Source organism: Pseudoalteromonas shioyasakiensis (assembly GCF_001550135.1).
Classification (GTDB): domain Bacteria; phylum Pseudomonadota; class Gammaproteobacteria; order Enterobacterales; family Alteromonadaceae; genus Pseudoalteromonas; species Pseudoalteromonas shioyasakiensis.
Genome location: NZ_LRUE01000018.1, coordinates 129,893 through 146,028, shown reverse-complemented (window position 1 = coordinate 146,028; position 16,136 = coordinate 129,893). Strand labels below are relative to the sequence as shown.

The window sequence follows — 16,136 nt, the reverse complement described above, 5'->3', positions numbered from 1 at the left end:
CTGTAAGATGAGATATGAGCTACTACATCTAATCTATTGTTTCGTTGAAACTAATTCAATAATTTCACCAGTAGACGTATCCACTCTTATTTCTGTATGTTGCCCTGAGTGCTGAAGTTGATTTTTTAAATCAGCATTAATCAGTTTGAGCTTATCTATTTCAGCGTACATTTCTTGTAATCGCACCAGTAGCTTTTCAAAATCCTTATCGATTTCCTTAGGGTCAATCTCGTTTTTTTGCTTTTCTTTAGCAAGCTTGCTTTTTAGTTCGGCTACCTTTGTTCTGAGTTGTTTTATTAAATTATCTTTATTTTTTTCTTCCCAAGTTAATTGAGCTTTTTCAATATTTTCTCGTAACTTTACCCATTTTTCTTCTTCTTTAGATAGATTTGCAATATTTCTTTTAGCTCTCGTTGCTACTGCATTTTTGGTTATCTTGCTGCCATCAGATTTCATCTCTTCAAAAGCACGTTTTATATCATCGTATGCGCTACTCATGCTTGTTCTCCTTGGTTTGTATGCGCTTTGCCTTCATCTAATACATAGTCAGCTGCTGCTATATTATTTTTCCAGTGAATAGCAAATAGCTCGTAATCTTCTTGCTCTTCTTTGGTTAATGCCGCATATGCCTCTAGTTTCTGCGTTGCTTCTTTTTTTATTATTTGCCAATTGACCTTGTGGCGTTTGGTAATGATTTTACTACCACAATACACACAGCCACTAGGGATTCCTGCTCCTTTTATCTTGCAAGCTTCTCCCGCAGTGCAGTACCCCGTAGGTAAGCCACGTATGTTTTTAATATTTTTGACGAGAAATTTTTTCAGTTCTTCAATTGAACTGAAATGGATCTGCTTAATCACAGTCGAATCTTTACTTTGACTATCAGTAATACCTATTATCAGATCTTTAGATGTTTTATTAATTTGCTCACCAGCACCACCTTTAAGTGATTGTGACTCGGCTTCATCTATTAACTCTTCTGCAACACGGTCAATTAAAATCTCATTAAACTCTTCAGTAGTTTTAATTAAAGTTGTTGAGGCCAAAAATGCTCTTCGAGTATAAACAAACGTCATTAGGCTAGTTAAATGTTTAAATTGATATCTAATATCATCAAGCTCACCTAATTTATTGGCAATGACAAAGTAGGCCAACGTATGTCGAAACATGTGAGCGGTTAATCTAAACGTATCGCCTTCTTCGTATGGGACACCTCTATTCTCTCCTCTAACTTCTTTGTAGTTAGATTCAAGGCGTTCAAGCTCTGCTATATCATCATCGTCTAGAGTTAAGTCAAAAAGCTCAATGTTTTCACTGTTTTTAACCTCAAATTTTGTGAATCGCCCAGCATCGCTAAAACTAACACTACAGCTACTATGTGAAACCCCGAAAAGACGGTTTCTTTCTAACCCTTCTTTCAAATTGTGTGCTTGACTACTTGTTATATTGGCTCTGCATGAAGAAAGTACAGCTTTTGCCCTTTCTTGCATACCGATCACATATTTTTCGTAAATACCAACACACTCATGTACTTCAGCGTTTGAAAACCATTCCATCTCAACCTTACTGTTGTCGGTTTTGGTCATAATTGCCGTAATGTAATAAATATCATCTTTGTAATTGGCACAGCCAACCTTGCATGTAAGTACTTCGTTATATCTCATACCTGTATAGGCCAAGATATTAATGTATGTGGCTAATTTTAAATCTTCTAATTCTTCGGATAATTGAATGAATTCCTCTTCATTGGGTAAGTTTCTTACATGTTTTGCTATTAGCTCACCTGTATTCATTTTGGGCGGTGGTTCAATGGAGCCTTCATGTAAACTATCTATTAAGCGTGCATTTAATTCTAGCCATCGTTCTATCTTATCCTTAGAGTTTTCAACTATTTTTTCTGCAAACTTCAGAATTTTTTTCATTACTTTAGTAGGAATGACAGGGTGCGAATAAGTGACTGGTCTCGGATGGTGTAACTCGTTTAGTTGGTTAAGCACATTAATAAAAACACTACACACCTTAGGGCCAAAAAGACGAAAGCTTCGTTGCACGTCAAATAGTTTAGTAAATGAGTGTGATTGTCTGTAAATAGCTATTTTCCCGACTTCATATAAATAGTCTTTTATGAGATTCCTAATAACTAAGTCAGATTTGAACTCCAACTCATGAAATGAGTGATAACCTCTTTGTCTTAAGAAGGCTGCAATTAAATTTAGATACGTTACATCATTTTGAAGTGTAGAGATTTTTAGAGGTTTACCGCCTACAACATCACCATGTGTGAGTTTAATTAGTGAATAAATTCGAATTTGATATGCTAATTCATCAACACCTTTAAAATTCACATTTCTTTGCGTTTCTTCATAGCTTATCCAAGTGTCATCGCCAAAGTGAATAGTGCCATGTTTAGCAATATTCAATGCTCTGTTTTCCCACAAAGCAATCGAATTAAAAGCGCTAGTATCATCAACTTTAAAATCTTCTAACACCTGAACCAAAGGTTTTATAGTGATTTGACCTGTATGTGTTTTTACAACAGCGATATCAAGTAGTTTTGTTTTAGTTATCTCTTTGGTCATAGCAAACCTGTGTTTTTCCAATGAGGATGAATACCCTCTGTTCTCAATAATTCTTTTCCATCAATCACAGCTTGAGCATTAAGCTTGGCAATATCAGTTAATATTTCGTTAACTCTATTTTTCAACTGCTCTATGTTTTCCAGTTGCTCTGTTACAGAGTCAAATGTTGCGGCTGAGTTTTCCATATCAGCAACAACAAAATCCCGGTATGACAAAAGTTTCCAAACATGCAATGCGTCAGCAACACAGCGATAGAACGGACACCACAAGCATGCGTTAAAGTCGGCACATGCATGCTCGTTTGTATCTCGCTGGTCTAATAATTTCCTGTTTTGAGATTCGAATGCCACTACTGCGGATTTATCTTTTGAGTTAATGCATGTGCCATTCGGGACTTTTTTACCGTCTTCTGGTGGAGTCTGCAAAATGATTACTTTGTCGGTAACATCGCGAACAAAATAGTCTGCCATTGTTTTTGTCGCTCTGTTGATTGTCATTGCAACATCTTTGTTATCTTGCATTAAATAATGACGCAAGAACGTTTCATAAGAGTGCTTGCCAGCTTTTTGATACCACTTAAATTCTTTGGCAACTTTTCGGTAAATGTAGTTAAGCCCTGATTTTCTGATCTTTTGCGAATTAAATACGATATCACACCCAAGCTCAGTCAATATCCTATCTATAGTGGTCTTGAAACGTGATGCTGTTAATAATTGAATCTTTACTTCTCCAATACTATTTACTTTGGGAAAAACAAAAATTCTTTTTGATAGGTTCTCAATAGAAGGGCGGTAAATAGACGTAAGTCTAGTCGCAGCCTTAATATCAAATATTACTGGTTCGACAACGTCGCCGTATAAGACGCCTTCTTTTTCTAGATCTTCGGCTTTAATTTCAAATTTATGCCATTGAGTTTGATAATTAGCTCGGCGTTTAAATAAACGAAGAGCAGGAGTTTTACTTGAATGTAATGGCGTGTTAAAGAAAAATAAGTCGTCAGTATCAAGCTCTAGCGTAGGAGTTGAATTCCAACCAGTTTTCAATATGACTTTTGCTGCATAAAGTGTAACTTTGTCTTTAATTGTGAGTAAGGTCTCAGAAAGCCCTTTTTCTATGTAATATGCTAATTCTACTACTTCTCTATATGAGTAGAGTTTATCTTGATTCTGAGATAGTTGCTCTTGATGTTGTGCAGTTAATTCGGTGTTGACCGGAAAGCTTTTAATAGTATCTAGACCATAAAACGATAGTAATTTGTCGATAGCGCTCTGATATTGATTACCAACAAAAACCGACAAATCGCCTTGTTTTGATTTTAGTTGAATTGCCTCTCTTATAGCCTTTAGTATCTCACAGTTATTTTCAACAAAAGCATGAACCCCATGACTGGCAATAAGCTTCATTTGTTCATCTGTTAATGATGATGCATTTTCTTTCAATGCTCTAGCCATACTACCTATGTAACCTTTGAGAGTGACGATACCTATGCTCTCGCCATCAATTCGCTTTGTAAAAACTTTATGGTATTCGACTAGGTTTTGATAAAATTTATAGGCATTGTCATATACCCACTCATGCTTCTGCCATTCGGTAGTGTCACTTTCTTTAAGGTAATAGCCCAATGAGTAGGGTAATAAACTTTCCTTTGCGATTTTTTCACCCGTAACAAAGTGGTAAAGGTCCAATGCAGCGTTTAGTAGCAGTAAAAACTGCTGGTTATTTTGAGTTTCTTCTTGGTAATGCTTATAAAGGTATTTAAATCCCTGAAGGCCATTTTCTGCAAACCCTTGAATTCCACGCTCACTAAGCAGCTTAATTATTGGTGATGCTACGCTACCAGCACTATTCAACCACCTTGGAAATGATAAAGTTGAGGATCTAACTCTTGTTGTATTAGCTTCCGAAGCGCTTGCTATCTGATTTTTCAAAAAAGCATCAACTTCATTGCCAAATTTGGATGATATGCTTTGTGCATACCCTATTACTTCGGCTTCAGTTTTAAATTGATTGACTCTAGCTTTACCCCACACATCGGGTAGTATAAATTTTAAAAAAGTACGGAAGTTGTGATTGCATATAAATGATGAAACGAATTCCCTATCCTGTAATGTTGCCAATAATGGCAGTTTGACGCGTTCAGTATTCTTAAAAGTATCATGTAGACAAAGATTTATAATAGCTGTCGCAGTTTTGAGGATATTGTCCCCAATAGAAGAATCTTTGAGGCTTAATTCTGGAAGGACGAGATAGTCCAGATATTTATTTAGTAATTTACGAATCTCTTTTACTTGATGGAATTCAAGTTCGAATAATTTAGTTATGTCGATTGAAGTAGCCCCATTTACTAGCCTAAAAGGAGCGTTGATAGCGTTATCATAAAAATGAAACTTAGCTAAGTTTTCTAAGGCTTCTTCTATACGAGTAGCATAACTAGGTAGCTTGACATCATTTATTTCATTAATGCAAAAGTATTCCAGTTCTTGCCAAATTTCAAAGTCTGATAGAGCATTTAATCCCGAAGTTTGAATTGATGTCGCAGTATCTGTACTAACCTTATTAAGGGCTAGAGGAAGAGTGTGTTGTAAACTGACACAAGCATTCCGCAAGCGACTCATTGAAATAGCAGTGTCGTCATCTGCGCTAATATTGTTTTCTTTGTCATATGCCCTGTTAAATAAAACGTCTAACTGTTTGGCTAGAACAATTGAATGAGGTTTAAATCTAGCAGGAATACGATTGGACTTCCGCGTTTTAACTTGCTGCTGCATCTTCAGCCTCACGCATCAGTAATTCGTCAACATCACCGTAGATATCTTTCACCCACTCTGACATTGCTCCGTATGCATCCACTGCTACACTTTTGGCAAAGTCGATGTAACGTTTGGTTGTTTTAAAACTTTCGTGACTCATCAAGGTCATTAGTGTCTGTCTGATGGAACTCTCCGATTCACCTTTGTCAATTAGGTATTTAGCGACATAAGTAGCAAAGGTAGCGCGTAAGTCATGGAATGTGCGTAATAGTATTTCTAATCCCTGCTTCCTTTGTTCTTTTCTAACTATGGAAATAGTATTCCCCGGTGTATCTTCGCTTATCCGCGATCCTGAACTATTCATAAACAAAGGAAGCGGATGTTCACTATTGTCCATACCATGATTAGTCTCATGTTTGGTACGTCGCTTCATATTTTGAATTGTCAAAGTGTGATTGTACAAAAGCTTCATTAGAACTCGCGCTATTGTTAATCTCACTGGCTTATGTCCTTTTCGTACAATGTTCAATTTTGGAATACGTTTCTCGTTTTCTTTTTCATCAGGATCAAAAAGGTCTTTCTGGTCGATGGCTGAAATCTCAAAAGAACGAAGTCCACCTAGCAAAGCACATTGCAAATAAAGCTTATAAGTCTCTTTTTGAGCCGTATCCGTCTCCAGCAACTGTTTAAGTTCTTTTGGAGAATATGGTTGTAGATCTTTTTCGGGTGAGTCTTCCTTTTGTTTCAATGTATTTGGAATGCTCAAATTACTAACCCACTTCCATAAGCCTCCAGAACGTGTGTTGCTAGTAGGTAATTGAAACAATGAACTTACACTTGATTTAGCTTTCGATTTAATACGTACCTGTTTGTATTCAAGTGAGAAGGGGAGGCTATCTATAGCCCCGCGCTTATGGCTCCATATATAGAATGCTTTAACAGCTCTAATTCGTTCTTGAGCGCTGTTAAAGCTTATGCGTTTAGACTTATCTTTGGTTTCGACTCTTTCACATAAATGTTTGTGATATCTCCACACAGGTAACCTAGAAATATCATCATCTACAGATTGTTTTGAAAGTGGTGCAGTTATTACTTCAAAATAGGATGCATCATCTTTATCCAACCAATCTAAGAAAGCTTTTAAGTGCTTAGCTATACTGCAAACAGACTTAACATCTAATGGCTTTCCCGGTTGGCTGGCATGATAAGCGTCACTAAAAGCCTCATTGTCTATTTGATTCTTTTTGAGACTGAAATGACCTTCAAAGCGGTGCATTAAAAATAAGTTCATTTCTTGGCATTCGGTGAAGCGAGTCGGGTGATATAGCACTGGAAAATTAGGTTCTATTTTATCGTGCCTATATGAGTGAGTTCTGATGCCTTTTTCAGTCTTAATAGGTTGCCCTGATTTATCGAGGTGAAAAGACATTCCTTTTCCAAAGTTGACTGATGCTTTAATTATTTTAGTTTTTGTTGTATTTCGAAGTATCATTTTCGTTCACCTTTGATTCTTAGCTAGAGTATGTGTGTAAAAACTTTTTTGTTCAAGTTTATTAAGGGTATGATAGTATTATATCAATTCGGGGGTGATTTTGGATGAAAGTCAAAACTTAACCGCTTCACAGCTGAAAACCATTATTACTCGCTGCGGTGAAGGCACTAAACTCATTTGCTCAGGTAATCTAGCGCAAATTGATAGTAACTACCTCACGCCAGTTACCTCAGGCTTAACCTATATTGTTGAACGTTTTAAAGATTTTCAGGGCAGTGCTACCGTTAATTTAAACGGTGTGGTACGTAGCCGCTTAGCCAGCTTTGCTGAAGAAAATTTATAACTTGCCAGTATTCCTATGCCTCGTTAACCTAGCTGTTATCGAGGTAAGGTACTTATAAGCCAGTGAATTTTTTACCGTTAAAGCATTACTATCGCTCTTTAGCAGTGGCACTTATTGTGCCGCTGCTGGTGGCGTTTTTTTTGTGTTTACACTTATATAATTTAAAACTTGAGCGGGCGATAGAGAGCAGGCAAAACGGTTTTAATAATATTTCAGCTCAGCTTAGCCATGCTATGCGTGCCGCAGATGGCCTTATAGACACCATGTTCAAGCTTTATGAGCAGCCACTGTCATATGATTTTGATCCTAGTTGGGCACGCAATGTGAACCAGTTTGATCACTATTATTACCAAAGTGTTGGCGATGGAGTTGGGGAGATAGTCGGGCAAGGAAAGTTTGCCTCAACCGCTTATGCAATTAATCAATGGCGACGAGTTATTGCCCTCGGACCCTCTTTTAATACCACGCTGTCGCTAATTCAATCTTTAGAGGCGGTTGCTTATGTTAACGAGCAAGGCTTTGTTTATATTAAGCGCCGTAGCACAGCAAAAAGTGAATTTCTGACCAGTGTGTTAGATAACAAATTTCGACCTTTATCAATAAATAGCAACAAGCTTGCTTCGAGTTCTGTATTGACGATTAATGGTCATGCTTACTTTGCTATTGGCAAGCAACGAGCTGCCAATAGTCGTGATTACATCGTGTTGATTTATGACCTTAAAGCAATTTCTAACTGGTTAAAAAAAATAGCGCCTAACTATGGTGAGTATATTTTTATCAATCAAGATAACCAAGTTATTGCCAGCTCAAAAACAGCACTTAATACTGCCATTAGTGCTAGCGAGCATTGGCCAAATATCGCGGTAGATATGAGCAAGAATAACCACAGTCATTTAGTGCAAGAAGCAACCAACTTACCTATTTACACTCGTTTCTATGAATCAAAGCAAGCCCTGAGTGAACCTGTAGGCTACGACATTTTTTTAGAATTCGCATTTTTGAGTGTGTTTTTAGTGATGATGTTCAGCGCTGTTTTTTGGTTAAGTCAGCGTATTTTTGTAAAACCAATGACGCACTTAATGAATTATCTTGAGCAGCATGATGAAGGCAAACAAGCGTTAGTTCATTATCGTATTCCTGTTGATTGGCAGCCTTGGTTCAGCCGTGTGAAAAAGGTGTTTAGCCGTAATGAAGAGCTCGTTCAGTCGTTACAAGAGGCAAATAAAGCGCTTGATTCGCAAGTACAGGTAAAATCAAAACAATTACGCCGTAGTATTGATGCGAAAGAGCGTCACTTAGCGCTATTAAATACCATGCTCAATAACGTACCTGATCTCATTTATTTTAAGAATATTGATGGTTCATTTTTAGGCTGTAATAAGGCGTATGAGCGCTATATCGGCTTGCCACAAGAGAAGTTAGTTGGGCAGCAATTATGTGATATTAGCGATGATAATGGCGAGTTAAACGAGCTTGAAAAGCAAGTACTCAAAGACCGCCAAGCTTATCAAAAAAGATTGACCACAGAAGATAACAGTTATCTATTTAGCATCGTGCCATTTTATAACGAGCATCAGCAATTTCTCGGCACCATGGCGATTGGTCGTGATATTACCGAGCAGCATAATGCGCTCAATGCATTACAAAGCTCCGAAGCAAAATTACGCAGTGCCATGGAATATGCTGCAAATGGGGTGCTGTTGGTATCTCTTGACGATCAGGTGCTGCAAGCAAATAAAGCAGCACGCAAAATCTTTGTAATTGAAAATGCCAATGATCTTAAATTAATAGACTTATTTGCCGAGACGTCTTATCAGACGTTAAAAAATACCCTGACAGAGCTGTTGCATGAGAAGAAAAAAGTTTATCACTTTAGTCTTGAGCAACAAGAGCAGCAGCGCTGGCTACAAATTAGTGTGTCATTAGTTTGGAATGCTGAGCAAACACCTGATTACTATGTTGTTCATGTACAGGATGTGACGGATTTAGTAAAAGCAAAAGATGACGCAGAGCGGGCTACATTAGCTAAGAGCCGCTTTATTGCAAACCTTAGTCATGAAATACGCACACCACTCAATGCTGTACTAGGCTTAATTGACGTGATTGCATTGCAAGGTTTAACACAGCCGCAGCGTAATCATGCCGAACAAGCAAAATCAGCAGCCAATAGCTTGCTTACTTTATTGAATCGTATGCTTGACTTTGCCCGCGCTGAAAGCTCGCAAGTACAACTTAATAAAGCCCCTTTTAGTGTGCCTGATTTAATCGACTACTGTCAGGGAATAACAGCCCCTTTATGCGCAAATAAAGATATCGAATTTAAAGTCGAATGCGATAAAAGCATTAGCGATAACTTAGTGGGTGATCAAATTTGCTTGCAGCAAGTACTGGCTAATTTACTGACAAACGCTGCCAAATTCACCGAGCAAGGCACAGTGACATTAAACTTAATGCTGGTGGAAGAGTCAGCTGAGCAGCAACTCATTTGCTTTACTGTTAAAGACACCGGTATTGGTATTAGCAAGGCAGATCAAAGCCGCTTATTTGATGCATTTACTCAAGGTGATGAATCATTAACGCGCTCTCATCAGGGGGTTGGCTTAGGCTTAGCGATTGTTAAGTACGAAGTTGCGCTAATGGGAGGCGAAATTAAGCTGGAAAGCGAAAAAGGTAAAGGCAGTGAATTTTGCTTTTGCTTACAGCTTGATAAAGCCGCAGAGCCTGTGAAAAAAGAACTGGTTTCATTGCCTTCTAGTACTGATTTATCAGGCATGTTAGTGCTGGCTGTGGATGATAACCCGCTTAATTTAAGCATTATTAAAAGCATTTTAGAGCAAATTGATGTCACCGTTGTGTGTGCACATAGTGGTGAAAAAGGCATTGAGTTGGCAAATAGCTTAAGGCCCGATCTCATTTTTATGGATATTCAGATGCCAGAAATGGATGGTTGTCAGGCAACGCGTATTATTCGTCAGTCATTCACCAAAGAGCAAATGCCGATTTACGCACTCACTGCGCACAGTGAAAGCGAAGATATTGAGCATTCAATCGCGGCGGGTATGAATAAGCATTTAACTAAACCGATCGTTGCCAGTAAATTGTTTTTAGCAATGAGTGAACTTGATAACAAAAAAGAAGTCTTTTTTGATCAAGCTTTTATACTGTCTCAGTTTGCAAACAATACTAAGTTAGTATTAACTATGTTGTCGAAGTTTGCGACTATGGCAGCAGAGCAGTTATTACAAATCTCTACATTAAAAACTACCGATGAGTTGGTCCGTGTGGTTCATAATGTTAAAGGGTCAGCCGGAAATCTTGGTTTTAAGCGATTGTCAGCGTGCGCTCAGCTATGTGAAGCTAGGCTTAAAGCAGATGGCGAACTGCCCGAACAATTAAATGATGAATTGCAGTGGCAAATAAAACAGGTCATCGCATTTATCATCGAACAAGGATCTACTGATGTTGAAAAGAGCCAAGGTACTGATTGTTGATGACGATCCGTTAAACCGCTTGGTATTAGAGAAAACATTGCAGCAAGACTATGATGTTTTTTGTGTTGAGAGTGGCGAAAAAGCACTAACGTTTTTAAAAACGCAAACTGTTGATTTGTTGATCTTGGATATTGTAATGCCCGGCATTGACGGCTACGAAGTGCTTACTAAGCTAAAAGAAAGCGCAACCACCAGTATGTTGCCTGTAATATTCATTTCAGCCAATACAAGTCATGATGATGAAGCGAAGGGCCTTGAATTAGGCGCGATGGACTACATCACTAAACCATTTAGTGCTGCTATTGTGCGTGCTCGAGTGCGCAATCAGCTGCTGATCAAACAAAAAAATGACTTACTCGAAATGCTCGCCTCAATTGATGGCTTAACAGAGATCCCAAACCGACGTTATTTGGATGAAAATTTAGCGCGAGAGTGGCGTCGTTGCCGTCGAGATCAAACCCCGTTATCTGTGTTATTGATGGATGTTGATCACTTCAAGCGTTACAACGATTGCTATGGTCACCGAGCAGGTGATGATTGCTTAAAACAAATTGCTCATGCCTTAGTTGGGGCGTGTGAACGAGGCAGTGACTTTGTTGCTCGTTATGGTGGTGAAGAGTTTGCTGCGGTGTTACCCAATACTTCAGCTAAAGAAGCTATGTCGTTTGCAAATAAACTGCGCAATGCGGTGAATGATTTAAACATCCCACACAAAGCGTCGCTAAATGCCGACCATGTCACAATTAGTATTGGTATTGCGACCACAGAAAATGGTCAGGTTTATGCAGAACAAACCTTACTAGAAGAAGCTGATTTAGGTCTTTATCAGGCTAAAGATGCCGGACGAGATCAGATAGTATCGAGAATGATCGCGGTGAGCGAACATAAGTAGGCAATAACTGCCTACTTACAGAACTTAAATATGCTAATTAACCATTGCTAAGTGATTTATAAATCGTATCACCCACGCCAATTAACTTATCATTTTTAAATACGAGTGGCGTACACTCGTCTTTAGTCATCTTGCCATCAGAGTGAATACTATGCGTTGCATAGAATAATACTTGGTAAACATCATCACCTTGCTTTAATAACTCGGTAAAGTTAGGTGTATTTAGTTTATTTAATACAGTTTGGTAGCTCGTATCTAATGCTAGGTTAGAAATCACTTCACGATTATTTTTATGCTGTTTCTGCCAGCTAGAAGAATTACCTGCCCAATGTGTGTCGGCTTCACCGTCAGAAACAGCAATGACACAACCAGTTAAAAATGGAGCAGTTAGCGCGGCAATTAGAAGTGCTTTTTTCATGTTATTTTATCCCGAAGAAATTGTTTTATAGTTATTCACATAATAGCAAACTGCTTGCCAAACTTATAAATTGTAACTAAATCAATTGTTTATGTTGTTTTTAGTCAATGGGCTAAGTAATAAATTACTAACTACTTAGCTCTATTGACTAATAAGTTGCGATTTAGACCAATCTGTTACGTGTTTCGCCTTGATTAAATGCCTGGATATTTAATGCAATTTCGTTAACTAAGCGCACAATAGATTCTTGGCTGGCCCATGCGATATGTGGGGTCAGTAATAAGTTTGCACCTTTGTATAGTGCCAGCGGGTTTTCTTGCTCTGCAGGTTCTTTACTGAGTACATCAACACCGGCTCCGGCAATAATATTATTAGCTAAAGCGTCAGCTAAATCGGCTTCGTTGATGATCCCACCACGAGCTGTATTAATAATAATAGCTGACGGTTTCATCATGCTTAATTCTGCCGCAGCGATTTGGTTGCGTGTTTCATCAGTTAGCGGGCAGTGAACACTAATGATATCGGCCGTGGTTAGGGCATCATTGAAACTAACACGACCTTCACGAGGCGTTTGGCCTTTTCGTTCACTAATGATGACATTGGCACCAAAGGCGCGTGCTACATCGGCAACGGCTTTACCCAGTGAACCATAGCCAACAATAGCCAGTGTTTTACCGGCAATTTCATTAAAGCTGTAATCTAAACGGCAAAACATCGGGCTTTGCTGCCATAAGCCTTGCTGGCAATCATTAATGTATCTGTGAGTATTGCCCAGTAAATTAGTGATGAGAGTAAAGGTATGCTGCACCACACTCGGTGTTGAATAGCCCGCGACATTGGTCACTGCGATGTTATGCTCTTTGGCTGCACCTAAATCAATGTTGTTAGTCCCTGTCGCTGCAACACATATTAATTTTAAATTAGTTAATTTGCTCATGGCGTGCTGATCAATCACCACTTTATTACTGATAACGATATCGGCATCTTGGCAGCGCTCAACAACCTGTTCTTGAGCGGTTAAATCGTAACAGGTTAACTTACCTAATTGCGCTAAGGCATCTAACGAAGTGTTGGCTAATGTCGCTGCATCAAGGACAGTAATATTCATGTGCTTTCCTTTTTTAATTTATTGCTTGACCTTGGGGTGTACTCCAAGGTTTATAGTGAGCATAATAAATAAACGCTTCACAATGGAGACGGTGATGAAAATAGGTGAGTTTGCCCGTCAGTTGGGTGTCTCAACAGATACGCTACGGTACTACGAAAAGCATGGTTTGTTAACGCCTAGTTCGCGTTCAGACGTGGGATATCGTTTTTATTCTGAGAATGACTATAAACAAATGGCGTTTATTCTCAGAGCAAAGAATGTTGGCTTTAGTCTGGCTGAGATCAAAGAACTACTGCAAATTAAGTTTCATAAAGATCAGCATTCTTGCCATGAAGTTAAAGAGATGACGATACAAAAACGTGATCTCGTTGCACAGCGAATTGCAGAGCTTACTCGCTTTTATGACTCACTATCATTATTAGCAGATAAATGTTGTGGCGGAGAAGAGCCTGCTGAAAACTGTTCAATACTAACGACGCTGGAGGATATCGATGGACTTACTCAATAATTTTTGGCATCTGTTTTTACTTTCAGCGCCTTGGTTAATGTTGGGCTTATTCATAGCTGGTCTTCTCAATGTGTATTTGCCTGCTAACTTTCTTAACCGGCATTTAGGCAAAGAAGGGTTATGGACCACAGTTAAAGCAGCCTTTATTGGTGCCCCAATGCCCTTGTGCTCATGTGGTGTGATCCCTGCGGCCATTGGTTTAAGAAGGGCAGGGGCGTCAAAAAGTGCTACCACAGCATTTTTAGTTTCAACCCCTGAAACTGGGGTCGATTCGGTTTCGGTTTCGTATGTGTTACTAGGTCCATTTATGGCGGTAATACGTCCTATTGCCGCCGTGTGTAGTGCCATTGTGGCCGGTGTATTAGTGGGGAAAGACAGTGAACTTCATCAGCATCAAAATACAGCATCAGATGAAAAAGACTCAGAATCAACATCTTGTTGTAGCAGTAAACAGCCTGAGCCTGTGACTACAGCGAGTTGTTGTAGCAAAGAGGCATCTACTAAGCCCGCACAAAGTTGTTGTAGTAAGCAATCACCTCAAGAACTTGAGCCTGCTAAAACAACAAGTTGTTGTAGTAGCAAAGAATCGCAACCAACACAGGAGCCGCAACACAGTTGCGCAACTGAAAAAGCAGCACCTTCGCAGAAAAGCTGTTGTAGCACTGAGCAGTCAACTAAAGCCGTTGAAAGTCGTTTTAGCAAACTGAAACGCGCGGTGAGCTTTAGTTGTAACAAGCTGCTTGAAGACACTATGATTTGGCTAATGATTGGTTTATTTTTTGCGGCTCTAGTTCAAACTTATGTACCAGAATCTTATTTAAGCCAATGGGGTAATGGCATTCTTGCGATGCTGGTGGTTATTTTAATCAGTATTCCTATGTATATCTGTGCCACAGCATCGACACCTATAGCGGCAGGCTTATTACTCAGTGGTGTGTCTCCGGGGGCGGTGCTAGTGTTTATGTTAGCTGGGCCGGCAACTAATATTGCAACGCTTGGTGTGGTTGGTAAAGAGCTTGGCAAGCGTGCGGTATTTGCTTACTTAATAGGGGTGATTGGCACTGCATTAGCATTTGGCTTTTTAACCGATTATTTAGTGGCGCAATACGGTTTTGTGGTGGCGCCGATGATGGGCGAAGAGCATGAAGTTCTACCACATTGGTTAAGCCTTGGGGCAGGTATTGTGTTGGCAATTTTAATGCTTAGATTACTGCTAAAAATGGTATTAAAAAAGGCGTCGCAAACTGGTAAGAGCATTGCTTAATTATTTGTTATAGATATATATTTTCTACATTAATTGGCATTTAATTTGGTTAACTATCGCGTCTCGGTTCGCATTTAAAATTGCCTGAGTTATAATCCGCCAATTATTTTTAACGGCACGCTCTGCGTGCCGTTTTTTAACTTAAGTAGTTTTTAATGAGTGAAAGTGTGGATAAATACGCCGACATAAGACCTTACAATGATGATGAAGTAGCTGATTCAGTAGCGCGTTTGATTGCTGATAATGCCTTTGTAGATGTAATCGCTAAGTATAACCTACCGCGCTTTTTATCGAACTTCCCATTTATTACTCGCCCATTAGTGCGCAGTCAGCTGCGTAAAAAGTGGGGCAACACCGCATCGGTTGAGCAAGTTCAGCATGAAGTGGCTGATTATTTAAATAAACTAATCACCCGTACGACTTCAGAAGTAACGTTTTCGGGCATCGATAAACTAGACCCAAAACAAGCTTACTTATTTATCTCTAATCACCGCGATATCGTGCTTGATCCTGCACTCGTTAACTGGGGCTTGTTCAAGCACAACATGCCGACAGTTCGCATCGCAATTGGTGATAACTTACTGCAAATTCCGTATATCACTGAGTTAATGCGTTTAAACAAAAGCTTTATTGTAAAGCGCTCAGCGAAAGCTCCGAAAGAGATGTTAAAAGCGCTGTCGCAGCTGTCAGCTTATATCTATGACTCACTTGCTGAAGGCCACTCAATTTGGATAGCGCAAAAAGAAGGCCGAGCAAAAGACGGTTTTGATCAAACAGATCCTGCCTTACTTAAAATGTTGCAGTTACAAGGTCGTAAGCAGAAAAAAGAATTTGCTGAGTACGTACGCGAATTAAAAATTGTGCCAGTGTCTATCTCTTATCAATACGAGCCATGCGCGATTGCTAAAGCGAAAGAGCTTTATCATAAACAGCAACATGGTCAGTATGTGAAACAGCAAGGTGAAGATATTGCTAGTATTGTTGAAGGTTTTAGTACAGCTAAAGGGCATGTACATTTAGCGTTTGGCGAACCAATTGAATCGGGCTGCGAATCACCTGAAGAGCTGGCAAAAACCATTGATCAGCAAATTGTTGATTCGTTTTTCTTACACCCTGGTAACTACATAGCGGGTGGTTGTACGCAAGCTGTGATTGACGAAAAAGATGCTGCTGCATTTAACGAGCGACTAGCAAAAGTGCCAGAGGAGCTAAAACCTTTGGTATTAGCTATGTATGCTAAACCTTTTCATCGTAAAGCAGAACTTGCCACAAGCGAATCTGAGTAAGCGAA

Annotated in this window: 11 protein-coding genes and 1 pseudogene; 6 read left to right on the top strand and 6 right to left on the bottom strand. The window is 39.2% G+C overall.

Features of this window, described 5'->3' with window-relative positions; translation table 11 throughout:
* Positions 1 to 33: 33 nt before the first annotated feature.
* From PASHI_RS14500 to PASHI_RS14485, 4 genes are read right to left on the bottom strand one after another with little or no spacing between them, the layout of a single operon-like run.
* On the bottom strand, positions 34 to 498 hold the full coding sequence (locus PASHI_RS14500; RefSeq protein WP_016708220.1) for a hypothetical protein: 465 nt from the start codon (positions 496 to 498) through the stop codon (positions 34 to 36).
* A complete protein-coding gene (locus tag PASHI_RS14495) occupies positions 495 to 2,579 on the bottom strand; it encodes a site-specific integrase (protein WP_045979590.1) in 2,085 nt (694 codons plus the stop codon). The genes PASHI_RS14500 and PASHI_RS14495 overlap by 4 nt, the downstream gene beginning before the upstream one ends.
* Positions 2,576 to 5,347, bottom strand: a complete 2,772-nt coding sequence (locus PASHI_RS14490) for a hypothetical protein (RefSeq protein WP_062566146.1) — start codon at positions 5,345 to 5,347, stop codon at positions 2,576 to 2,578. The genes PASHI_RS14495 and PASHI_RS14490 overlap by 4 nt, the downstream gene beginning before the upstream one ends.
* Positions 5,331 to 6,821, bottom strand: a complete 1,491-nt coding sequence (locus PASHI_RS14485) for a site-specific integrase (RefSeq protein ID WP_045979589.1) — start codon at positions 6,819 to 6,821, stop codon at positions 5,331 to 5,333. Before PASHI_RS14485 ends, PASHI_RS14490 begins: the two co-directional genes overlap by 17 nt.
* Positions 6,822 to 6,906: 85 nt before the next feature.
* Between PASHI_RS14485 and PASHI_RS14480 the strand changes: the two are divergent.
* The 3 genes and pseudogenes from PASHI_RS14480 to PASHI_RS14470 all read left to right on the top strand — a co-directional run.
* A pseudogene (locus PASHI_RS14480) lies at positions 6,907 to 7,164 on the top strand (PhoH family protein); the annotation flags it as partial.
* Positions 7,165 to 7,226: 62 nt separating this feature from the next.
* On the top strand, positions 7,227 to 10,655 hold the full coding sequence (locus tag PASHI_RS14475; RefSeq protein WP_062566144.1) for a response regulator: 3,429 nt from the start codon (positions 7,227 to 7,229) through the stop codon (positions 10,653 to 10,655).
* Positions 10,624 to 11,547 (top strand): GGDEF domain-containing response regulator, encoded by a 924-nt coding sequence (locus tag PASHI_RS14470; RefSeq protein ID WP_062566143.1) that lies wholly within the window; start codon positions 10,624 to 10,626, stop codon positions 11,545 to 11,547. Before PASHI_RS14475 ends, PASHI_RS14470 begins: the two co-directional genes overlap by 32 nt.
* 37 nt (positions 11,548 to 11,584) lie before the next feature.
* On the opposite strand, the gene PASHI_RS14465 is transcribed toward PASHI_RS14470, so the two are convergent.
* Together PASHI_RS14465 and PASHI_RS14460 are read right to left on the bottom strand one after the other, a co-directional pair.
* The gene (locus PASHI_RS14465) at positions 11,585 to 11,965 is read right to left on the bottom strand and encodes a DUF3192 domain-containing protein (RefSeq protein ID WP_054562759.1); all 381 of its coding nucleotides are present in this window, start codon (positions 11,963 to 11,965) and stop codon (positions 11,585 to 11,587) included.
* 163 nt (positions 11,966 to 12,128) lie between these two features.
* Complete coding sequence (locus PASHI_RS14460) at positions 12,129 to 13,073, bottom strand: D-2-hydroxyacid dehydrogenase (RefSeq protein ID WP_062566142.1); 945 nt, start codon at positions 13,071 to 13,073, stop codon at positions 12,129 to 12,131.
* Between the two features lie 94 nt (positions 13,074 to 13,167).
* Here PASHI_RS14460 and zntR point away from each other — a divergent pair, with 94 nt between their 5' ends.
* The 3 genes from zntR (at position 13,168) to PASHI_RS14445 (ending at position 16,131) form a co-directional block, all read left to right on the top strand.
* On the top strand, positions 13,168 to 13,581 hold the full coding sequence (gene zntR, locus PASHI_RS14455) for a Zn(2+)-responsive transcriptional regulator (protein ID WP_082401639.1): 414 nt from the start codon (positions 13,168 to 13,170) through the stop codon (positions 13,579 to 13,581).
* Positions 13,565 to 14,845 (top strand): SO_0444 family Cu/Zn efflux transporter, encoded by a 1,281-nt coding sequence (locus PASHI_RS14450; RefSeq protein ID WP_062566141.1) that lies wholly within the window; start codon positions 13,565 to 13,567, stop codon positions 14,843 to 14,845. The genes zntR and PASHI_RS14450 overlap by 17 nt, the downstream gene beginning before the upstream one ends.
* A 155-nt stretch (positions 14,846 to 15,000) precedes the next feature.
* A complete protein-coding gene (locus tag PASHI_RS14445) occupies positions 15,001 to 16,131 on the top strand; it encodes a 1-acyl-sn-glycerol-3-phosphate acyltransferase (RefSeq protein WP_054562756.1) in 1,131 nt (376 codons plus the stop codon).
* Positions 16,132 to 16,136 lie beyond the last annotated feature (5 nt).